Source organism: Gracilimonas qinghaiensis, assembly GCF_046602855.1.
Taxonomy (GTDB): domain Bacteria; phylum Bacteroidota; class Rhodothermia; order Balneolales; family Balneolaceae; genus Gracilimonas.
The window spans coordinates 553,668-575,216 of record NZ_JBKINJ010000002.1 but is presented as its reverse complement, the minus strand read 5'-3'; the positions used below and the strand labels follow the sequence as shown (position 1 = coordinate 575,216).

The 21,549-nt window shown below is 41.3% G+C and carries 18 protein-coding genes; 13 read left to right on the top strand and 5 right to left on the bottom strand.

Going from position 1 to position 21,549, the window contains the following annotated elements; translation table 11 throughout:
* Window positions 1-66: 66 nt before the first annotated feature.
* From trhA to ACKGJO_RS12415, 3 genes are read left to right on the top strand one after another with little or no spacing between them, the layout of a single operon-like run.
* Window positions 67-732 (top strand): PAQR family membrane homeostasis protein TrhA, encoded by a 666-nt coding sequence (trhA, locus tag ACKGJO_RS12425; RefSeq protein WP_411323762.1) that lies wholly within the window; start codon window positions 67-69, stop codon window positions 730-732.
* Entirely contained in the window at window positions 729-3,665 is a 2,937-nt protein-coding gene (locus ACKGJO_RS12420) for a hypothetical protein (RefSeq protein ID WP_411323761.1), read from the top strand. Before trhA ends, ACKGJO_RS12420 begins: the two co-directional genes overlap by 4 nt.
* Entirely contained in the window at window positions 3,665-4,237 is a 573-nt protein-coding gene (locus ACKGJO_RS12415) for a DUF2911 domain-containing protein (RefSeq protein ID WP_411323760.1), read from the top strand. The genes ACKGJO_RS12420 and ACKGJO_RS12415 overlap by 1 nt, the downstream gene beginning before the upstream one ends.
* Window positions 4,238-4,314: 77 nt before the next feature.
* Here ACKGJO_RS12415 and ACKGJO_RS12410 read toward each other — a convergent pair whose 3' ends face one another.
* The 3 genes from ACKGJO_RS12410 to ACKGJO_RS12400 form a co-directional block, all read right to left on the bottom strand.
* The gene (locus ACKGJO_RS12410; protein WP_411323759.1) at window positions 4,315-4,905 is read right to left on the bottom strand and encodes a porin family protein; all 591 of its coding nucleotides are present in this window, start codon (window positions 4,903-4,905) and stop codon (window positions 4,315-4,317) included.
* A gap of 126 nt (window positions 4,906-5,031) precedes the next feature.
* The gene (gene uvrA, locus ACKGJO_RS12405) at window positions 5,032-7,845 is read right to left on the bottom strand and encodes an excinuclease ABC subunit UvrA (protein WP_411323758.1); all 2,814 of its coding nucleotides are present in this window, start codon (window positions 7,843-7,845) and stop codon (window positions 5,032-5,034) included.
* Window positions 7,846-8,067: 222 nt separating this feature from the next.
* Window positions 8,068-9,009 (bottom strand): DUF4097 family beta strand repeat-containing protein, encoded by a 942-nt coding sequence (locus ACKGJO_RS12400; RefSeq protein ID WP_411323757.1) that lies wholly within the window; start codon window positions 9,007-9,009, stop codon window positions 8,068-8,070.
* 124 nt (window positions 9,010-9,133) lie between these two features.
* On the opposite strand from ACKGJO_RS12400, the gene ACKGJO_RS12395 reads away from it, so the two are divergent.
* The 8 genes from ACKGJO_RS12395 (at window position 9,134) to ACKGJO_RS12360 (ending at window position 16,876) form a co-directional block, all read left to right on the top strand.
* Window positions 9,134-9,985, top strand: coding sequence for a proline dehydrogenase family protein (locus ACKGJO_RS12395; RefSeq protein ID WP_411323756.1), 852 nt, complete (start codon window positions 9,134-9,136; stop codon window positions 9,983-9,985).
* A gap of 94 nt (window positions 9,986-10,079) precedes the next feature.
* Window positions 10,080-10,460, top strand: a complete 381-nt coding sequence (locus tag ACKGJO_RS12390; RefSeq protein WP_411323755.1) for a DoxX family protein — start codon at window positions 10,080-10,082, stop codon at window positions 10,458-10,460.
* Between the two features lie 108 nt (window positions 10,461-10,568).
* Window positions 10,569-12,701, top strand: a complete 2,133-nt coding sequence (locus tag ACKGJO_RS12385) for a hypothetical protein (RefSeq protein ID WP_411323754.1) — start codon at window positions 10,569-10,571, stop codon at window positions 12,699-12,701.
* Window positions 12,702-12,731: 30 nt separating this feature from the next.
* Window positions 12,732-13,799, top strand: coding sequence for a M23 family metallopeptidase (locus ACKGJO_RS12380; protein WP_411323753.1), 1,068 nt, complete (start codon window positions 12,732-12,734; stop codon window positions 13,797-13,799).
* 148 nt (window positions 13,800-13,947) lie between these two features.
* A complete protein-coding gene (locus tag ACKGJO_RS12375) occupies window positions 13,948-14,244 on the top strand; it encodes a YciI family protein (protein ID WP_411323752.1) in 297 nt (98 codons plus the stop codon).
* A gap of 65 nt (window positions 14,245-14,309) precedes the next feature.
* Window positions 14,310-14,978 carry a nitroreductase family protein gene (locus ACKGJO_RS12370; RefSeq protein WP_411323751.1) on the top strand — a complete coding sequence of 223 codons (669 nt, stop codon included), beginning with the start codon at window positions 14,310-14,312 and terminating at the stop codon, window positions 14,976-14,978.
* A gap of 67 nt (window positions 14,979-15,045) precedes the next feature.
* On the top strand, window positions 15,046-15,654 hold the full coding sequence (locus ACKGJO_RS12365) for a TlpA family protein disulfide reductase (protein WP_411323750.1): 609 nt from the start codon (window positions 15,046-15,048) through the stop codon (window positions 15,652-15,654).
* Between the two features lie 160 nt (window positions 15,655-15,814).
* Window positions 15,815-16,876 (top strand): VOC family protein, encoded by a 1,062-nt coding sequence (locus ACKGJO_RS12360; protein WP_411323749.1) that lies wholly within the window; start codon window positions 15,815-15,817, stop codon window positions 16,874-16,876.
* Between the two features lie 57 nt (window positions 16,877-16,933).
* Here ACKGJO_RS12360 and tyrA read toward each other — a convergent pair whose 3' ends face one another.
* The gene (tyrA, locus tag ACKGJO_RS12355; RefSeq protein ID WP_411323748.1) at window positions 16,934-18,067 is read right to left on the bottom strand and encodes a bifunctional chorismate mutase/prephenate dehydrogenase; all 1,134 of its coding nucleotides are present in this window, start codon (window positions 18,065-18,067) and stop codon (window positions 16,934-16,936) included.
* Between the two features lie 218 nt (window positions 18,068-18,285).
* On the opposite strand from tyrA, the gene uvrB reads away from it, so the two are divergent.
* Together uvrB and ACKGJO_RS12345 are read left to right on the top strand one after the other, a co-directional pair.
* Window positions 18,286-20,337 carry an excinuclease ABC subunit UvrB gene (gene uvrB / locus ACKGJO_RS12350; protein ID WP_411323747.1) on the top strand — a complete coding sequence of 684 codons (2,052 nt, stop codon included), beginning with the start codon at window positions 18,286-18,288 and terminating at the stop codon, window positions 20,335-20,337.
* Between the two features lie 70 nt (window positions 20,338-20,407).
* Entirely contained in the window at window positions 20,408-20,962 is a 555-nt protein-coding gene (locus tag ACKGJO_RS12345; RefSeq protein WP_411323746.1) for a class I SAM-dependent methyltransferase, read from the top strand.
* A 60-nt stretch (window positions 20,963-21,022) separates the two neighbouring features.
* Here the strand turns inward: ACKGJO_RS12345 and ACKGJO_RS12340 are convergent, their stop codons facing one another.
* A complete protein-coding gene (locus tag ACKGJO_RS12340) occupies window positions 21,023-21,508 on the bottom strand; it encodes a hypothetical protein (protein WP_411323745.1) in 486 nt (161 codons plus the stop codon).
* Between the last annotated feature and the right edge of the window lie 41 nt (window positions 21,509-21,549).

Below are 21,549 nucleotides of genomic sequence, written 5' to 3'. Positions count from 1 at the left end.
TACATTCGTTTATATATGATTCAGAAACCATATATTGATTTGTTAGCCTATAATTAGTTATCCGTTTTGCAACAGTTATATCCTCCAAGAGAGCCCTTTAATGCCTATTCCCATTATTTAGGAGCTTTGATCTCAGCCGTTTGGTTATACTTTTTAATGAAAGCGGGTTCTGACAGTCCACTCACCTATCAGGTCTCGTTTTTTATTTACGGGTTATCTGTGATCCTGATGTTTCTCTCAAGCGGCATCTACCACACTTTGAATGTTCAAAATAAAACAGAAGAATTATTTCGACTGTTCGATCATATCATGATCTATGTTGTGATAGCGGGCAGTTATACTCCAATGTGTGTCATAGCTCTGCAAGGGGCCTGGCAATGGGGTATGCTGATCGGCATCTGGGTCTTTGCCCTTGCCGGCATTCTTAAAAAAACTCTTTGGCTTGATGCCCCCCGCTGGCTTTCTACAGCCCTTTACCTTTTAATGGGATGGGTATCTGTGATTATCCTCCCCCAGATCTGGAAGATCCTGCCACCTGCATTTATTTACTGGATAGCATTGGGTGGGTTGTTTTATACCGTTGGAGCTGTTATATATGCCATCAGAAAACCGAACCCAATTCCAACTGCATTTGGTTTCCATGAGATCTGGCACTTATTTGTAATGGGCGGGGCTTTTTCACATTATTGGGCGATCTATCACTATTTGCCTGAATTTAAATTTGTTGCATGATGAAATTTTTTAAGGTTGCCATCCTTTTCGCATTATTACTCTTTCCATCAGTTGTCTTTTCACAACTATATGTGCCTCTGACAGTTAACCGGCCGGGTGGGCTAGACTGGCAGGAGATCAGGACCGAACACTTCCGTATCATCTTTCCAAACGGTGAGGATTCTCTTGCTTACCGCTCTGCAGCCATTCTTGAGAGTCACTATGCAAAAACTTATGAACTTACGGGCGGTACGCTTAAGAACTTTCCCGTTATTCTGAATAATTATAATGACCTGTCGAATGGATATGTGACCTCTATCAACTTCCGCTCTGAGATCGAACTTCCGTCTATCAGAGGTAAGGGAATGAATCCTCAATCCGGCGATTGGCTTGAGACTGTATTACCCCATGAGCTCGTACATGCAGCCCATTTCAATATCCAAATGCCACTTGAGGAAAAGAAGATCAGTATTCCCAATTTTGTAAGTCTCTTTTCGCCTGATCTGGCTCGGACCTTCCATGGTTTCCCTCCCTATGGATTACACGAAGGGCTTGCCGTGTATTACGAAACAGAATCAGTAGCACCTATGGGAGGAAGGGGTAATTACACCTTTACCATGAACCGGTTCAACTCAAACTTTGCAGGACCAAACCGCTGGAACATGGGGCAAACACTTATCCCATCTGATTATACACAGCCATTTAACCGACACTACATTTCCGGATATTCATTTGTGGACTGGATGCAAAATAAGTACGGTGATGAGGTATCTAAAAATGCGATCCGTTATCACTATCACAATTTCTTTCTGGGATATGGGTTTGCCCTTCGCATGAAAACAGGTGAATGGCCCGGTAAGCTTTATGATATGTACGAGGCCGACCTGGAAGCTGAAGAAGAGAATCGCATTTCAAATATTTCGGTAAATACGACAGAACGATCCGAGATCATTGATACTCCGTTTAAAGGTGAAGAAACTCATGCTCCAAAATGGATCGATGGCAATTCTTTTTTATTCTATGGTTCCTTTTACAATGGCCGCGTCGGGTTTTACCGATATGACCTGACCACAGGTGATCTCAAGCTCCTCAAAGAAACTTTTGGCGTTTCTGATTACAATTTTGAGATCGAAAATGGAGAACTCCTGTATAGCAGCTACCAGAGAGACCCTCTTTTTCCGCGCACGTATATTTCTGATGTTAACAGATTAGACTTGTCATCTCGAAAAACTCAAAAACTCACTCGAAATAAGAGAACCTTTGCTCCTACTTCAAACGGGGAGATCACACTTGCCCTTCAAACAGCCGGTACAAATGGAAGAATCGTTGAAGTAATGGAAAATGGGGAAACCCGGACAGTTAAAGAGTTCACGGATGCCAACCCGATCAGCCTTGAGTTCAATCCCAATGAACCGGATCAGATTGCAGTTATTGTTAACCAGCGAGGCGTTCAGGCAATGTGGATCACTTCTTTGAATAATATATCAACCGATCTGATTGAGGAACCAACCCTTGCTTTTAAAGATGCTTCAGTCCATGATCCTGAATGGCACCCAACACAAAACAAACTCATGTTTACCCTGGATGGTGCACCGGCTATGAATATCTACGAGTATGATCTTGATACCGGAGACATAACCCAAATTACCAGCTCTCTATTCAATGCTTTTGAGGGATCCTATTCTCCAGATGGAAATAGCATTGCTTACATCCTGCAACAGAATAGCGAACGCAAACTGGCTGTGCTCGACAGAAACAACTTCCATGACCAAAAATTGTTACCCTCAGCACTCCTGACCGGTAATGATTTGAATGAAGAGTTAAGCCGGCCACTTTTGGGCCATAAGATCATCGATGAGATCAAAAGCATTCAGAAAACCTCTTATCGAGGGGATCTAAGCTGGTTAAAACCTAGGTCAATATTCCCATCCTATGAGGATAAATCAGGTTCAGCTCAGATTGGTGCCGTTATCTCAAGTATCGATCCCCTCTCTTCACAAGCTTATTCCATAGAAGTTTCTGGTATTCAAGACCGGATCTGGTATGATGCTACTTACATGAACAAAACCTTTTATCCCGGATTTGAACTTTCAGCTTACAGTGATCCAAATTTCTTTGTTGCCCAGGATCCCAATTCAGGTGACCTTTTCTCGTTAATGAGACAGGATCGGGGTTTTGGCTTGACATTCCCCTTTAATTACACATTCCGCGGTGATACTCGTTATAGCTCACTGAGCTTTTACCCCGCCATAAATGCCGAACAATTCAAGTATTATGATCTGAGTCCCAATGAATTGTCTGACTTCTCTACACGCTACAGTGCCGAGGTCTTCACGCAGTTAAGCCTTGGTATCCTGAATCTTTCCCGGGATATACAGCCTTCTTCCGGCATCTCTTTCTTTGGTATTTATGAAAAGACACTCAATGAACCCACGGCTGTTATTCAATTTCCCGGTGGACCTGCAAACCGTGTTTTCTCTGATCAATGGTCAGCCTACTATGGTGCTTTTGGATTTGTATCCCCGCTCAGAAGATGGAATCAATCTCTTCGGTTAGACTTACAGTTTCTACAGCAAAGCGACTCACCCATTTACAGCAACGACACCATTGTACCCCTTGGTTTTGATAATGATGAATTCCCAAATTTCAACCTCACTTCCGGTGAAGGTTTCAGCCACATTGGCCGTATCAGTACACGTTACACCATCCCGTTATTTTACCCTGATAATGGCGGACTGACCGTCCCTTTATATTTAAGCAGCATCTATTTAACAGCCTTTTCTCATACTTTGGCTGATATGGATTCAAATGACCTGCTTGATGCCAGCCGAAGTATTTTCGGTGGAGGCCTTCACCTTCAATTTAAGGTGTCGAACGTCCTGTTCGACTTCGGAGTTGGACTTGCATACGAACCAACCAGAAAACGGACTCAATTCATATTTGGACAATTCTAATGAATCGATCACTCAGTACATTCTCAATTTATATTGTAGCATTCTTGATTTCTGTATCCTTCATAATTGGATGTGGTAATAAAAATTCTGACGAAGATGGAATAGTTGAAACTCGCAAAAGTCCGATCGCTATCGCTTCCATCAAGAGCAACAGCACATACATTAAAGTGGTTTATGGGCAGCCTTACAGACGTGATCGTACCATATTTGGAGATCTGCAGCCCTGGGGTGAAGTTTGGAGAACCGGAGCTAACGAAGCTACCGAGATCACTATCACAGAACCGGTACTGATGGGTGAGCAGGCAATTTCACCGGGAACATATGCCTTATTTACTATTCCCGAACCTGATTCTTTTACGGTTATTCTGAATCATGATCTTGGACAGTGGGGCGCTTTTAGTTATAACCCTGACAGAGATTATAAGCGCATGAAGTTTCCCGTCACTCAACTGACAGATCCTGTTGAGGCATTCACTATCGAGTTTTCAGAGGCACAGCACAATATGACAACCATGTCACTAAAATGGGGTCTCATTCAGGTCAATATCCCCATCAGGTTTTATGGTGAATAAAATCTATCAGATATAGAAAAGACAATGATGAATCATTGCCTTTTAAATTATCGAATAATCGATACCGATCTGATCATTTAAAAATTCACACCAACTGTCAGAGAGAACGCGCCGTTTTTCTCCCCATCAGCATACTGATCCTCAAAAACATCCGTTAATCCGGCTGTATATCTGAACTCAAAGTTCAACTTTGATACCTGAATTCCTGCTCCAACCACCACTCCCCAGTCAGAATTTTTGACCAGCTCGTTAGCATCAACCTGAAAAGGACTATTCTCTACGTCTGCGTTAATATTGAATCCTGCATACGGTCCAAAGAATACTTCAGGCCTTACAGGAACGCCCGGTGCACCAAAACCAAACTTAGCCAGTACCGGAATTTGTACATAATCAATGGAATATTTAACGTCTGTACCTTCGGCTTTTGCTCCGTACTGAGCATACAGGATCTCAGGCTGGATCGCCATCGGCGTGGCCGGAATTTTAAAGTTGGCATACACTCCGCCTAAAAACCCGGCTTTATATTCGGCTCCGTCTGCATTATTGAAAGTAGAATAGTTTAGACCGGCTTTAACACCGAACTTAGGCAGTACCTGAGCATGCGCCGTTATACTGAACAGAAGAATAAATCCTGTTACTATACTGAGAATGGTAACTTTACTTTTCATTTTGACCCTTGTTTTTATTGATATTCAGCTTTTTAAACTCTTTAACCTCATCTAATCATTTTAACGAAATTGACTCCATTTCACAATATTATTTGATCTTCAGATGTACCTGCTGTTTCGGTTATTTTATGTTCCTAAATAATCTTTAAGGAAACGGCCTGTATGACTCTTATCCATTTTCATAATGTCTTCAGGTGTTCCTTCAGCAATGACCTGACCGCCACCAAAGCCTCCTTCAGGTCCAAGGTCTATCACCCAATCAGCACATTTTATGATATCCATATTGTGCTCAATGATTATGACCGAGTGTCCCTTTTCCACCAATTCATTGAATGAATCCAATAACTTCGCCACATCTTCAAAATGAAGTCCGGTTGTGGGTTCATCAAAGAAATAGAGTGTGTGATCTGTGGATGTCTTAGACAGGAAACGGGCCAATTTTACCCTTTGGGCCTCTCCACCTGAAAGTGTGGTTGCACTCTGCCCTAGTTGCAAATAACCTAACCCCACGTCTTCGAGAGGCTGCAGTTTATTAACAATACTGGTTTCATCCACAAAGAATTCAATGGCTTCAGAAACAGGCATCTCCAATACATCATGAATATTTTTCCCCCGGTATTTCACATTCAGCACATCCTTTCTATATCTGGTTCCATTGCAGACTTCACAGGTAAGTTCAATATCAGCCATGAACTGCATCTCAATGCGCTGCACACCTTCACCCTGACAATTCTCACATCGCCCTCCCGGTACATTGAAAGAAAAATGCCCCGGTGTGTATCCCATTATCTTAGCCTGCTTAGTATTGGCAAACAGATCCCTGACACCGTCAAAAGCTTTTGTATATGTAGCCGGGTTTGACCTTGAAGATCTTCCGATCGGACTCTGATCTACCATTTCCACTCCGTGTATAGAAGCCATACCCGACAAGTCAGAAAAGCGACCGACCTTATCATTATAAGAACCAATATGATTTTGGATTCCTGCATACAAAGTATCGTGAACCAGGGTAGATTTACCAGAACCGGATACTCCTGTCACAACTGTCATCATGCCAAGCGGAAAATCTATATCAATATTTTTGAGGTTATGTTCAGAAGCACCCTCCAGCGAAATAGTTTTCCCATTTCCTTTTCTTCGTTTCTTAGGGATCGGGATCTCTTTTCTTCCACTTAGAAACTTACCCGTTAATGTATCAGATTTGATGAGCTTATCGACCGAACCCTGAAAGACAACCTCGCCTCCGTGTACCCCGGCAAAAGGACCAATATCAATGATATTATCTGCGGCTTTTATCATTTCGGGATCGTGCTCTACCACCAATACTGTATTTCCAATATCACGTAAAGATTCGAGTATCTTGATCAATCGGTCGTTATCACGTGGATGTAATCCGATCGTGGGTTCATCTAAAACATACATACTTCCGATCAGTGAACTCCCCAGAGCATTTGCAAGACTTATTCGTTGTGACTCTCCTCCACTCAAGGTGTTGGCAAGTCTATCAAGTGTTAAATAATCCAGCCCAACTTCGTCCAGATATTTGAGTCGTTTTCTTATCTCATACAAGATCTGTCCTGCAACATCTTCTTCAAAATCAGTGAGTTCAAGCTTATCAAAATAGTCTCTGGCATGTCCTATAGTCAGCTCCGAAACTTCCCCTACATGCAGATTTCCTACTTTCACATACAACGCATCTTTACGAACCCGGTATCCCTCACATTCCGGGCACCGACTGTAACCACGATATCGGGAATACAACACTCGCATATGAACTTTGTAAGATTGATTTTTTATCTCATCAAAGAACTTCCAGATACCGATATATTCGTCTTTTCCTTTCCAGATAATATCCTTCACCTCTTTGGGAAGGTCTGCGTAAGGAGTATCAATCGAGATCTTCTCTCGGGCACAGACCTTGATCAGGTCCCGCAGGTGCATACTGAATTTTTGTGAAGTAAATGGCGCAATGGCTCCGTTTCGGATCGTTTTCTGATGATCCGGAATGACCAGATCTTCATCAATACCGGCCACTTTACCAAAACCCTCACATTTATCACACGCTCCAAAAGGATTGTTAAATGAAAACATTTGCGGAGTGGGTTCAAGGAATTCAATGCCATCCATTTCAAAACGCTCACTAAAATGAAGTTCTTCTCCATTACGCATCTTGATGGAACAGCGCCCGGCGCCCTCCTGAAAAGCGGTCTCGAGTGAATCAGCAATACGGGTTTTTGTAGCTTCATCATCCTTCAAAACCAATCGATCGATCAGAACCCTATGCTTATCTGCTTTAAACTTTTTCAGATCGATCTCGTCAGTATTCAGATCGATAATGCTCTCATCTTCAACATTAAGCAAGCGGGTCAACCCTTTTTCCTTCAATACCTTTAACTCCTCATCCAGCTTTTTCTTATCGTGATGAGGTATGGGATGCACTATATAAAAACGGCTGCCTTCTTCCTGAGTGTTATATAACTTTTTTATAGCGGTTCTGGGAGAATCTTTTTTGACTTGTTCACCTGAAATAGGAGAGATAGTTCTTCCAACGCGCGCAAACAGTAACCTCACGTAATCGTAGATCTCTGTTGTAGTACCCACCGTTGACCTGGGATTGCTGGAGGTTGTTTTCTGTTGAATGGCCATGGCAGGCGATATCCCCTGCATAAAATCCACATCGGGTTTATCCATGCGCTCCAAAAACTGACGCGCATAACTTGAAAGGCTCTCTACATATCGGCGCTGACCTTCAGCATAGATCGTATCAAAAGCCAAACTTGATTTTCCGGAGCCCGATACTCCAGTCACTACTGTTAGTTTGCCACGAGGGATCTCAACATCGATATTTTTCAGATTGTGAGTCCGGGCACCCTTAATAATGATGGGTCTTTCTTCTTCCTGTTTTTTTGCTTCTTTAGAGGCCGTTTTAGTTTTGGACATGTATGATCTTTCCTGAATTTTTCGAACCTTGAATATAAGGATTTACCGGCGGCAAACCGACATAAGGTTCAAACAAAAAAACCGACACAACCTATCCGTAATTTACACTTTATTTGATATTACCGACCATATATTAGATTACTTCACAAAACTTCAGGAAAGCAAAAAAGCCGGACACTTGGCCCGGCTCTTCTGTTTTATCTTAACCTGTACCTGTTTTGATTACAAATATTCTATACGAACGGAACCACCGCTTGTTTTAGCTTCAATCTTGGTTCCACCACCATTAAAATCTCCGACTATTCTATCCTTTTCTGCCCTTCCATTAAAGTTAATTAGCTCAGCATAAACCCGGTTGGCATCTAGATCCAGGTCATATCCGTTCTCACGCGGAATTTTGATCCTGATATTCCCTCCACTCGTTCTAAGTTCTATTTTATCAGCAGGACTCAAAATTTCAGCATTGATAGAACCACCGCTGGTTCTTGCTTCAATATTACCTGTAACTTGTTCCAGGTTGATGCTTCCACCGGATGTCCTGGCATCCAAAGCTCCGGTAAGGTATTTAACCCTAATGGTTCCCCCGCTGGTATTTGCTTCAACATTACCCTCTGCATCGGTAATACCAATACTGCCACCTGAAGTCCGCAGAACCATATTTCCATCAATACCTTCTACATTCACGCTTCCGCCACTGGTTCTCAATTCCTGTGTGCCTGTGAGATTATTTGCTGAAACACTTCCACCGGAAGTTCTAAGCCTGGTTCTTGTTTCATTTGGTGTATAGACAATGAATGATATTGAATAATTATCCTTATTGATCCAGCTTCCTTTTCTTTCAGCCACCGCTTTGACAGTGTTACCATTTTCAGTGATCTCAATATCATATTTACTTAGATCTGCTTCACCGGGCTCGATGTACCGACCTCTTTTTCTTACGTACATCTCAACTCTAACCTTATCATCATTAGACCCGATCGCCTTGATACTACCACCGGCCGTACGTACTTCCAGGCTAACATTTCCCGACACACTGAATTCCTCAGACCTGTATACATCACTTGAGGACTGAGCCAGTCCAGTTTGAACTGCCAATAAAAGCAATGCACCCACGATCAGCCAAGAGACCGCTAAAATCCATATAAATCTTCTTTTTCTACTCATAATTTTATCCGTTTGTTTGAACCTGTGAATGTTACACGAATAATTTTTTGGATAGTTACACTATAAACAATGATTGAGTCTGTAATTATGATTAACTTTTTTGCCTAACCATTTTTGGAGTTTTATGAAGTTACCTTTCATTTTTGCAAAACGATTCGTTGCCGGTGAATCCTTTACTGAGTCTGTTCCAAAAGCCAAAGAGCTTAACAATAAAGATCTAAAACTGACTCTCGACCTTCTGGGTGAGAACGTCAAAGACAGGCAAACAGCCACCGACACAGTCGATTCTTATATCAAACTTTTGGATGGCATTAAAGAACATGACCTTGATAGCAGTATTTCTATCAAACTGACCATGATGGGTCTCGATATTGATGAGGACTTTTGTCGTGAAAATCTATTCCGACTACTGGACATAGCCCAAAAACACGATCAGTTCGTTCGAATTGATATGGAGGGCTCAGATAACACACAGATCACCCTCGATATCTTCAAAGAGGCTCAGAAAAAATACGGTAATCATGTTGGCACTGTGATACAGTCTATGCTTTATCGCAGCAAAAACGATATCAATGAACTTGCCGAAATGGGTTCAGATATCCGTTTAGTGAAAGGTGCTTATAATGAGCCTGCAAAAATTGCCCTTCAAAAAATGGCGGACATTCGGGAGGCATTTAAAGATCAGACAAAGGTATTACTGGCAAAAACTGATTTCCCTCGTTTTGGCACCCATGATGATGAACTTGTAAACTGGATCAAAGATTACACCATAGAAAACGATATTTCAAAAGACCGATTTGAATTTCAGATGCTGTACGGCCTAAGGGAAGAAACTATGGTTCAGCTAAATGAGGAAGGTTATAAAACACGTATTTACGTTCCTTTTGGAACTGACTGGCTTCCCTACTTCACACGCAGACTTGCTGAGCGTAAAGAAAATATCTGGTTTGTTCTAAGCACGATGTTTAAGAAGTGAGTTTGTCGTTACAGTGCGATTATGTTAATGTGTTACGGTGTTAAAGTTAATTTCTACTTTAACACTGTAACGCCATCGCACTTTAAGATTATTTATGGACACTCTTTCAGACCCTCAACTACATCGGTATCTCATTGGCTCTCTTTTCATACTTGCAGGAATATTGCACTTTATGAAACCAACGTTTTTTATGAGGATCATGCCGGAATATTTGCCATGGCATAGATCCCTGGTTCTAATAAGCGGATTCTTTGAGATTGCGGGTGGAATTGGCTTAATGATTCCGTCTGTACAAATCTATGCTGCCTGTGGCTTGACACTCCTTCTTCTCGCTGTTTTCCCTGCCAACATTGAGATGTTTCAGAAATACTATCGCAAAAAAGGATTCACTCCATATGTTTGGGCCTTATTATTTCGTTTGCCTCTTCAATTTATGTTGATATGGTGGGTGTACTGGGCAGGGTTGATGAAGTGATGAACGATGAAGTTAAGCTATATTATTAGTTTATGTTCTTCAGAATTTTTATATCCATTCATTCTGTTTTCCTAACTTATTTTATAACTCATCACTTTATTTCAACACTTGAACAAGTCACTCAAATATGTTTTCCCATTTTTAATTGGAATCACTTTATTACCAATTCCACTTTTGCGAGATCTGCATTTTGAATCGGCCATGCTGGCAGGTACAATCGGGTGTTTTTGGGGTGGAATTCTAGCAGCCTCGTCCACTTCAAAACAAGATCTTTTTAACAGTCTTCGGATTCTCGGTATTATATATATTGCTGCCATCCCGCTCTTCGTATTTGCGGTTATCTCAGGATGCCTGACGTTAAACGGTATAGGTTTTTGGATCTTCATTCCCGTACCCAGTGTCTTCTTGGGAACGGCCACCGGGCGATTCCTACGCAAATTGAAGGTCCCTTATCCCAACTTCATAGTTATTTTAACGCTGCTGCTTTGTGCTGTTGGGGTTTTACTGATAGAATTCTTTAGGTTACCTCAGGTTTACTTCTACAATCATGTTTGGGGGCTGTGGCCGGGACCTATTTATGATGAAGCAGTGAATTTGACCGACTCTTTTCTACTCTTTCGATTTATTACCCTGCTTTGGATCATTCTGTTGTGGGTCATACCTGACTGGAACAAGGGATTAACCACAAAACTGATTTCCGCATTTGTGCTGGTTTTATTGACAATTAGTTACCTCAATCTGGATGGAGCCGGAATAATCAGTCCAACAAAATCCATTCAGGCGGAACTTGGAGGTCATCATCAAACAGAACATTTTGAGCTTTATTACGATGAAGAATTCTACTCACCGGATGAGGTCCGATACTGGGCAGTGCATCACGAATTTAATTTTCATCAGATCATACATCAGCTGGATATCGAGTGGCCTGAAGAGCATAAGATAGAATCCTATCTTTATGCACATGCATGGCAAAAGAAGACCATTACGGGTGCCAAATTCACCAGTTATGTTCCGATTTGGCTAGATCAAGATCAGCTTCACATTGCTAAACAACAACTGGATCAGGTTCTTAGGCACGAGCTTGTACATGTGATCTCCAAACAATTTGGGAATTCTTTGTTCAACGGTAGCTGGAGCATTGGTCTTATTGAGGGACTTTCAGAAGGAATTTCCGGGGATGCTTCACCTCTTTCTACGCTGCATCAGATCGTAGCAGCAGAGCAACCCTGGCCAGATGCTGATGAAATGAGATCAGCTTTATCACTAACAGGATTTTATGGAAGCGCCGGAGCAATCAGTTACACTACATCCGGTTCATTTGTTAAATATTTACTGACCAATTATCCTGTTAAGTACTTTAAAAAGGCTTATCACACAGCGAATATTGAAAAGGCTTATCCCTTTTCATTTAATGAATTGATAAACGGCTGGCATGGAACCTTAAAAAACACGGAAATCGACTCGGTGGACCAGCAAGTATCTGAATTCATCTTTGCGCAACGTTCCCTCTTTCAGAAGGACTGTCCACACTCAATATCAGAAGAGTTAAAACATTGGGATAAATACAATTACCTGCTTGCATCTAAAGATACCATCCGTGCTTACAATGTGTTAAACGATCTCTATGAATTGAATTCAGAGAATGCTTTAATTAAAGCAGAGTGGATCCGGTCCAAACTCGAATTGAATGAACCGGGTCTTGTTGTTGAACAGATATCTGATTCAGACTCTCTTTTAAACCTTAAAGTTTTACAGGCCGATGCCCTGTTTCTATCAAAAGGCTATAAGCAAGCTGCTCAATATCTTAGCAAATACAGTAGTGATATTACAAAATCATCAGCTGAAAACTTCAGATTTACATTAGAATTAAGAAGAGACAGTACACAATGGAGTTTCCTTCTCAAACAAAGGTACTCGGATCAACTGGTTGGTAATGAGGATTATTTGAAAATGAATACTCCAAATAAAATGCTTTCACTGGGTAAAGCTCTGGATCTTAACCATTTTGATAAAGCTCATGATTACCTCAGTTTAATGCCGGACACGGCTTACAAGCAGCATTGGTTCAAGATCATTGAAAAAGCCATTCATAAATTAGCTTTTATAGGTGAATATACGGTCGCCAATAATCTGATCGATAACATGAACAATTTGAGTCTCAGGGCTCGTTATGGAGAGCGCCTTTCAGAACAATTAAATTGGGTCTCATTTTTGCAAAACAGAAACTATATTGGTCAATAATTCTTTAAATATTTTCTACTGTCTGACTGAATGATAAAGCCTGTTATTATATTTGGGTTATTATTTTTACTGATCAACAGTTCCATCGTGGGGCAGGACTGGAGACTATCTGCTGGATATAATTTCAAGAATTTCGGCCTGAATTACATTCCCAATGACACTTACCCTTACGATATAGATGGTGTTTCCAAAGGCATGGTTGAAATTGAATTGGAAAGATATCTTTTATACAGGCTCTATTTTGCCGGTAAAACTGAATTTCTCATTCACGATCAACAGGATGTTTTCATTGGTGGTCCGGTAGACTTCAACCAGGTTAACTTGGGGGCTACGGTAGGTTTACAATGGCCAAAATTCGGGGTATTTGGCGGTGTTAAAACAGGGAAGATCTGGGATATCACTATGCGGTCGACTGATCAGAATAATAAGCCGATCTGGACCGAAACAACCGGTGGAGAAAATAATATTACCGGTGCTTTTACCGTAGGTATCAAATATTACCTGCTCAATTTTGTAAGGCTTCAGGCGACGGTGAACCATACTTATAATGCACCTACCTCGATCATGCCACAACGCAGCTTCAATGAAAATCCCGCTTTTCGCTCTTTTGACTTCAGCCCCGTCTCTTTTTCTGTTGGTATTTCAATCGGTATTCCATGGAGCCGATCGAAAGGAAGAGGCTCTAAACCAGATCGCGATCTGCCACCGCTGGTCCGAAGCTCTTCTGTGAGTTTTTCTGAACCGTTGGGTAATACCTTTGTAACCTCAGCATTTGGTCCGCGATGGAGAAGTGAGCATCAGGGAGTTGATCTTAAAGCAAACTTGCGCGACAAGATTGTAGCAGCTGAATCGGGTGTGGTTGTTAAGGCTGGAACCGGACGTGGTTATGGTAAAATGGTTCGCATCAAACATGGTAATGGCTATGAAACCGTTTACGCACATATGAGTAAGATCAGTGTTAAAGAAGGCGATACCGTTAAAAAAGGTCAGGAAGTAGGTCGCGCCGGAAATACCGGCACCTCAACCGGAGTACATCTTCATTTTGAGATCATAAAAAATGGTACACATATAAACCCTGAATCTTATATTCGCTTTTAATCCATATTATTACCCCTTACTTCTTTATGAAAAACTACTCCTTCTTATCCTACTATTTCTAATATGCCAATTTACCTATGCTCAAGAAGCTGATTCTGGGGCTCAACCTGAAACCTTTGAGTACGAATGGGCCGGTGAAAAAATGACCATGCAAAAGTATTTCATCTTGTTCCTAAAGAATGGAGAGAATAGAAGTCAGTGTAAGGAAAAGTCTATGCAGTTACAGCAAGAACACTTTGCTTATTTAGGTGGTTTGCATGAGAAAAGCATCACCCTAAATGGACCAAATGGTGGCGACAGTGATATCCGTGGATTCTCGGTCTACAATAGTGCCACTATGGAACAGGTGAAAAAATATGCTGAAAATGATCCAATGGTTAAAACAGTCCGTTTAAGAGTTGAAGTACATCCCTGGTGGCTGGCTATAGGGTCAGGTGTCAAGTAGTTTAATAATAACAGCTCAATTAACCTTTTTGTTATCTAAAGTCTAAACCAATTAAATAACCAATCATGCGAGACCCCAATTTTGTTCCCCATACCGATTATGAAGAGCGTCCTGTCTCAGAAATGAAGAAACGTGCCTTTGAATTCTATGAAGATATGAAGCATCGCCGAACGGTTCGTGATTTTTCAGATCGAACAGTTCCCCGCGATATCATAGAAAATTGTCTACTTGCTGCTGGTACCGCACCTAATGGTGCCAATAAACAACCTTGGCATTTTGTGTTAGTGAGTGATCCCAAAACAAAGAAAAAGATCCGAGTTGAAGCTGAAAACGAAGAACACGAGTTTTATAACCGGCGCGCACCGGAAGATTGGTTGGAGGATCTTCAACCCCTTGGCACGAATGAAAACAAACCCTTTCTCGAGAAAGCCCCTTATCTGATCGGCATCTTCGCCCAAAACTATAAGTTTGATGAAAATGGCGAAAAGGAAAAACACTACTATGTGAAGGAATCGGTCGGCATAGCTACGGGTATTCTTATCACAGCACTTCACAAGTCCGGCTTGGCAACTCTCACCCATACACCCAGTCCCATGGGATTCCTGAATGAGATCATGGGCAGACCATCACATGAAAAACCCTTTCTTTTACTGGTTGTAGGCTATCCTGAAGAAGGTGTTCAGGTCCCGGAAATTTCTAAAAAATCACTGGATGAGATCGCCACTTTTTTATGATCTCGCTCGTTATATCATTGGTTACTACAACTGATCTATTTAGAATAAATAACCCGATATTTAGTTCATGAGCAAGAAAGGATCAAATAAGGAAAAGTCATCATCTCTCAAGAAGGAGATCACACAGTGGATATTCATCCTCTTGATCGGTGGTGCACTGTATGCAAGTGGATACCACACAGAAGTGATCGGCAAAATACAAAGTGTACTGCTTTATACCGGTATACTACAACCGAATACGGAATCTTCAATCATGCACGGGGAGCGAGCGGAATACAGCATGCCGCTTCTAACCATAGACGGAGACCGGATCTATTTATCTGAGTTTGAGGGCAAAACGATCTTCATGAACCTTTGGGCTACCTGGTGCCCACCTTGCATTGCTGAAATGCCCAATATTCAGCGCCTGTATAATGATATTGATGATGAAGATATTGTTTTTGTGATGGCATCATTAGATCAGGATCCTCAAAAAGCCTGGGATTTCGTGGCCAGGAAGGAGTTTACCTTTCCGGTTTACTCTGTTATTGCAAAGCCTAGAGTGTATGACAGCTCTGTTGTACCTACCACTTATGTCATTTCGCCACAGGGAGATATCGTCATGGAACATCAGGGCATGGCCAAATATGACACTGAAGAATTCAAGAAGTTCTTAAGATCAGTTTCGAGCTTGTAAAATTCGTTTACTCACTTTATTAATAGTTTATCAGCTTCCTTAAATAGCTTACCTTTATGCTTGTTAGCGTATTAAACTATTCAAAAAATTATCTGCATCCTGATTTACAGTTTACTCTAAGTTCACTCCCAAAAAACTCGTTCAGGATCACAAAAAGAATATGGAAAAAGTCATCTCAGGGATTCAGCAAATTGGAATAGGCATACCCGATGTTCACAAAGCCACCAACTGGTACAAAGAACATTTTGGAATGGATATTAAGGTTTTTGAGGACGAAGCTACGGCAGAGTTGATGCTACCCTACACCGGCAATAAACCGCATGACCGCACAGCGATTTTGACTTTGAATATGAAGGGTGGAGGGGGTTTCGAGATCTGGCAATACACAAGCCGAAAGCCTCAGCCTGCGGATTTTGATATCTTGTTAGGCGATCTTGGCATTAACTACGGAAAGATAAAGTCAATAGATGTTAAGCAGACCTTTAAGGAAATGAAATCTTCAGGTCTCAATATCATTACTTCACTGGAAGAAAATCCGGGTGGAGAGCTGAACTTTTTTCTTAAAGACCTTTATGGTAATATCTGGCAGGTTGTAAGTGGGGAAGAGTTCTTTAAGAAGAAAACGCCTAAAACAACCGGTGGGGTTGTGGGTGCTATGATCGGTTCCACAAACATTGAAGAAGCTCGTAAATTATATTCATATGTTTTAGGATATGATCATGTAATTTATGACGAAACCGGTAGTTTTAAAGATTTCATGGGGTTACCCGGTGCTGGCCATGAAGTACGCAGGGTTTTATTACGTCATTCTAAAAACAGGGAGGGCGGATTCAGTCATTTGTTTGGTCCAACTGAAATAGAACTGATTGAAGTGCATGGGCGTGACCCCAAAAAGATCTACAAAGACCGATATTGGGGCGACCTTGGGTTTATTCATCTTTGCTTTGATATACAGGGTATGGATGCCCTTAAAAATGATCTCAAAGCTCAGGGCTTTCCTTTTACAGTCGATTCGGCAAACAGTTTTGATATGGGAGAAGCAGCCGGCCGGTTTACCTATGTAGAAGACCCGGACGGCACTCTGATCGAGTTCGTGGAAACCCACAAAGTACCTATCATGAAAAAGATAGGCTGGTATATAGACATGACCAAACGTGATCCCCGAAAAAACCTGCCTAACTGGATGATAAGCGCTTTACGGTTTAGCCGGATGAAAAGCTGAACAACAGTTTCCTTAATACCTGAACAATTTAAATTATTTTAGCTTTCTAGCACAAACCTAAGCAAAACGGTCCGCTAACCGGTTTATAAGATAACCGCTTTCCTCAAGTGCCTGGGTTGCAAATTTTCCGAAGAAATCGGTTACCCCTTCGAATTCTCTTATAAATCCTTCCCTGTCATTCTCTTCAACCAATTTTGCGAGTTTTTGATGATGTTCGAAAAACTTTAATAGCAGATTTCTGCGCTCTTTATTCGCAAACACGATATCTGCATATAATTCAGCATCCTGAGCAAAGATCCGGCCGGTCATCATCAATTCTGCGCGATAAATTGGGGAGGAATAATCAAGCATATCAGTTGGCTTTAGGTCGTATTCCTCCATGAAGGAACCATGCAACAGGGCCACAAAGTGACGGAGTCCCTGAACCAAGTGCATAACGTGATCATGCTTTTCCGGGTCTGCTTCAATTACCCTCATACCCCACAATTCACATTGATCGATGAACCAACTTGCTTTGTCTGCTTTACGCGCCCCACAAAACACCATTAGCTGCTTCGACAGATTTTGTACATCGGGGCCATGCATAGGGTGTAAGCCAACAACAGGGCCCTCATGTGCTTTCAGCATAGCCTCAATAGGTGCTGTTTTATTACTCGTGAAATCGGCCAGTATTGTTTCTTCATTAAGTCTGCCACCAAGCCGTTCTATCACACTTTCAGTTACTTTTATAGGAACCGTCACTATCACCATGTCCAGATCGGGAGTAACTTCCTCAAGTTCATGCCAGTTACCTTTGTCTATCGAGTATGTGATGTGTCCGGTTTGCTCTGCAATGCGTTTGTAGAGACTACCCATCCCTCCTTCACCACCTAAAAATAAAATATGCTTCGGTTCTTTGGTTGCGATCGGAAATTTTTCCTGCGATTGAGTCGCTCTCGATGCTGTCATTATCATTCTCAAGAAATCTTCTGCCCAATTCGGATCAATTCCTTTTGACTTGGCCAGCTTTTTAAATGCTTTGGATTTTTCATCCTCCCTTTTCGGCACAAAAACCGGAAGCTGGTTTTCAACTTTTCTCTTGATCACATCCCGAACAATATCACCCCGCTCTGATAGCAAGTCTAATATCTGTTCATCAATTTCATCAATCCGTTTACGTGGGGACTCTAGTTCTTTATGCCTGTGGGACATATTGGCTTATATTTTTTTATTAGGATAATAATTGGTGGTACTTTGGATACTTATGCATTTTATTGTCTAGCAAACACCCAATAATTTTTTATTAACAGTGTATAAACACTTAGGAATGATAATGACAACCATGTGTTTTGTCGTTTGTTAACGTTATAAATTAACGAATAAAATTGTTTCCTAAGTTACACTACAGTTTGTACCTTTAAAAGCTATTTATGGCTGAATTTAAACTACACTCCCCTTACAAACCTGCTGGCGATCAACCTGCTGCCATTGCCGAATTAACTGAAGGCATAGAAGCCGGTGATAAGTTCCAGACTTTACTTGGAATTACCGGTTCAGGAAAAACCAGAACTGTAGCTAATACTATAGAGAATGTACAACGGCCTACATTAGTGATGAGCCATAATAAAACCCTGGCCGCTCAGCTATATCGCGAGCTCAGTGATTTTTTCCCTGAAAATCGTGTTGAGTTTTTCATTTCCTACTATGACTATTACCAACCTGAAGCCTATTTATCTACACAAGATAAGTATATTGAAAAAGACCTTTCCATCAATGAAGAGATCCAGCGGCTGAGATTAAGAGCTACAAGTTCACTTCTTTCCGGGCGCCGCGATGTGATCATTGTCTCTTCAGTGAGCTGTATATATGGTATCGGTTCTCCTTCAGAATATGAAAAGCTTATCCTGAATTTAAACGTCGGCCAGGAGATCCCTCGCAATACCATACTTTATGATCTTGTTGATCTCCACTATAACCGAAACGACCTCGATTTCAAACGTGGTACTTTCAGAGTGCGAGGAGACGTGATCGATGTTTATCCTGCTTACTCTGATGAAGGTTTGCGTATTACACAATGGGGCGATGAAATTGAGTCCCTACAGCTGTTTGATGTCAATGATGGTACCATCATTGATAACGTTAATGAATTCCGTGTATATCCGGCATCGCATTATGTTACGTCCAAGGAGAGATTGGAAACTGCCATTGAACAGATCCGGGAAGAACTGGAATGGCGCAAAAAAGTGTTGATCGACGAAGAAAAATTTCTGGAGGCCAAACGTATTGAGCAGCGCACCCTTTTCGATATTGAGATGATCCAGGAAATCGGGTATTGTTCGGGAATTGAAAACTATTCACGGTACTTAAGTGCCCGTAAACCAGGTGAACGACCTTATTGTCTACTAGATTATTTCCCTGACGATTATCTGGTTGTGGTGGACGAAAGTCATCAAACCATTCCTCAAATATCTGCCATGTACGGCGGCGATCGCTCAAGAAAAGTGGAATTAGTGGAACATGGTTTCCGACTTCCATCTGCTCTCGATAACCGTCCTCTCACATTTGATGAGTGGGAAGAATTGGTTAGTCAGGTCATTTTTGTAAGTGCAACACCCAGTGACTATGAATTGGAGAAATCAGGTGGCGTCTATACTGAGCAGATCATACGCCCAACCGGTCTGATGGAACCTGAAATTGAGATCCGGCCACTCGGTAATCAGGTAGATGACCTTCTTGGGGAGATTCGAGAGAAAATCGCTAAAAAAGAGCGCGTATTGGTCATTACACTTACCAAACGACTCAGTGAAGAACTGAGTGAATACCTCAAGAACCTCAATATTAATGCGGCATATATGCACAGTGAATTAAATGCCCTTGAAAGAATTGAAGTTTTATATAAATTCAGGCGCGGTGATTTTGATGTACTTGTGGGGATCAACCTGCTGCGTGAAGGTATCGATATTCCTGAACTCAGCCTGGTAGCCATCATGGATGCTGATAAGGAAGGTTTCTTGCGGTCTGAAACATCATTATTTCAGATTGTTGGTCGTGCAGCCAGAAATGTAGGTGGCAAAGCTATATTATATGCTGATAAGATCACAAAAAGCATTGATAAAGTCGTAAAAGAAACCAAACGGCGACGAAAAATTCAGGAAGAATACAATGAGAAACACGGTATTACTCCTTCAACCATTAAGAAAGAATTAAAACCTCTTGTTGATCCTAGTCTTATCTCCAGCCAAAGTTTTGACTTTGCCAGAAAAGATGAGGAACCTGAAGAAGATGCTCTTGAGGTCATAAGAGTAGCAGATGAAGGTATTCAGTATAAAGCGAGTCCAGCTATGAAAGAAGTGACTTTTGAAAGTAAGGACAAACTGTTAGACCATTTACGTGAAACCATGTATCATGCAGCTAAAAATATGGAATTTGAAGAAGCGGCACGTATCCGCGATCAAATTGGAAAATTGGAAAATGAACTATAGTTAGTTAATGGTAATTAGTAATTTCGCCGGGCGAAAACAACCATTAAATATTTAAATTAATAGAGACTACATGAAAGGGACGATCGAGTTTTTGAAATCATTTGCATCTGATAAAGATGTCGCATCCATTACTCCTTCATCAAAGTACTGCGTTCGACAGCTTTGTAAATATATTGATTTCCCCAAAACGGATGTTATCGTAGAATATGGTGGCGGAACCGGTGTTTTTACCAAGCATTTTTTAAAAGAAATGCACCCCAATGCCCGGCTTTTTGTGTTTGAGACCAACGACAATTTCTATGATTTACTCAGTAGCATTGACGATGACCGTTTAACCGTTTTTCATGAATCCGTTGAAGATATTTTAACTTTACTTCCGGATGATTTGGTCGGGAATGTTGATCATGTGATTTCAGGGATCCCTTTTTCTTTTTTCGACTGGGATATGAAAATGGATATCCTAAGCAAAACTAAAGGCGTACTAAAATTTGAAGGATCATTTTTAGCTTATCAGACCTCAGGCCATCTTAAAGAACCATTAACAGAGGCATTCGGTAATTTTACCACCGAATTTTGCTGGAAGAATATTCCCCCCTACTTCATTTACGAATCCATTAAAGATTAAACGAAGTTCTAGGGATCTTTGATCATTATTTAAATGAAGTTAGGTTCCCTTCAGGCCACCCTATTCAATAATGATCTCCCCATCACCCTTTTCTTTGGGGCCTTTATTATTCCACTGATTAAAGAACTGAATGAGGTTTGAGACAGCATAGGTCAGCATAAAAAATGCAATGAAGTAAGCCACTGAATCCGGATTCATAATGATCATAACCGCTATGATGATGGTAATGATACCAAGTACACTGAACGAAAGGCCAAATAGCATCAGGATTCCAAAAAGCCCCAAAAAGCCGGCAAAGGTAAAGGGGATCAACTCAGGAAAAATAAAGATCAGAATACCCGCTACGATAGGTAAGGCCGTTACAGCACCGGGAAACTTAAAGGCCATAAACATGAGCCCAAGTGCCAACAAATATCCACCGGCGATCAAATAGAGAAAGTTTGGGAAAGCCAAAGTTAGAACACCAGTTGCCAACGTAAGTAATACATTTATCAGCTTTTGTTCTTTTGATTGTTTTTCATTTCCAATACTTACACTAAACATCATTGGGCACCTATTATTTTATTAAATATTCTACAATTATTTAA

What these genes read in the sequence shown, in the direction of transcription:
- ACKGJO_RS12340 (WP_411323745.1), bottom strand. Translation starts at nt 21,508, where the DNA reads ATGATGTTTAGTGTAAGTATTGGAAATGAAAAACAATCAAAAGAACAA.
- ACKGJO_RS12400 (WP_411323757.1), bottom strand. Translation starts at nt 9,009, where the DNA reads ATGAGTAGAAAAAGAAGATTTATATGGATTTTAGCGGTCTCTTGGCTG.
- tyrA (WP_411323748.1), bottom strand. Translation starts at nt 18,067, where the DNA reads ATGTCCCACAGGCATAAAGAACTAGAGTCCCCACGTAAACGGATTGAT.
- ACKGJO_RS12365 (WP_411323750.1), top strand. Translation starts at nt 15,046, where the DNA reads ATGAGCAAGAAAGGATCAAATAAGGAAAAGTCATCATCTCTCAAGAAG.
- ACKGJO_RS12420 (WP_411323761.1), top strand. Translation starts at nt 729, where the DNA reads ATGATGAAATTTTTTAAGGTTGCCATCCTTTTCGCATTATTACTCTTT.
- uvrA (WP_411323758.1), bottom strand. Translation starts at nt 7,845, where the DNA reads ATGTCCAAAACTAAAACGGCCTCTAAAGAAGCAAAAAAACAGGAAGAA.
- ACKGJO_RS12370 (WP_411323751.1), top strand. Translation starts at nt 14,310, where the DNA reads ATGCGAGACCCCAATTTTGTTCCCCATACCGATTATGAAGAGCGTCCT.
- ACKGJO_RS12375 (WP_411323752.1), top strand. Translation starts at nt 13,948, where the DNA reads ATGCAAAAGTATTTCATCTTGTTCCTAAAGAATGGAGAGAATAGAAGT.
- ACKGJO_RS12415 (WP_411323760.1), top strand. Translation starts at nt 3,665, where the DNA reads ATGAATCGATCACTCAGTACATTCTCAATTTATATTGTAGCATTCTTG.
- ACKGJO_RS12360 (WP_411323749.1), top strand. Translation starts at nt 15,815, where the DNA reads ATGGAAAAAGTCATCTCAGGGATTCAGCAAATTGGAATAGGCATACCC.
- ACKGJO_RS12380 (WP_411323753.1), top strand. Translation starts at nt 12,732, where the DNA reads ATGATAAAGCCTGTTATTATATTTGGGTTATTATTTTTACTGATCAAC.
- ACKGJO_RS12390 (WP_411323755.1), top strand. Translation starts at nt 10,080, where the DNA reads ATGGACACTCTTTCAGACCCTCAACTACATCGGTATCTCATTGGCTCT.
- uvrB (WP_411323747.1), top strand. Translation starts at nt 18,286, where the DNA reads ATGGCTGAATTTAAACTACACTCCCCTTACAAACCTGCTGGCGATCAA.
- ACKGJO_RS12410 (WP_411323759.1), bottom strand. Translation starts at nt 4,905, where the DNA reads ATGAAAAGTAAAGTTACCATTCTCAGTATAGTAACAGGATTTATTCTT.
- ACKGJO_RS12345 (WP_411323746.1), top strand. Translation starts at nt 20,408, where the DNA reads ATGAAAGGGACGATCGAGTTTTTGAAATCATTTGCATCTGATAAAGAT.
- ACKGJO_RS12395 (WP_411323756.1), top strand. Translation starts at nt 9,134, where the DNA reads ATGAAGTTACCTTTCATTTTTGCAAAACGATTCGTTGCCGGTGAATCC.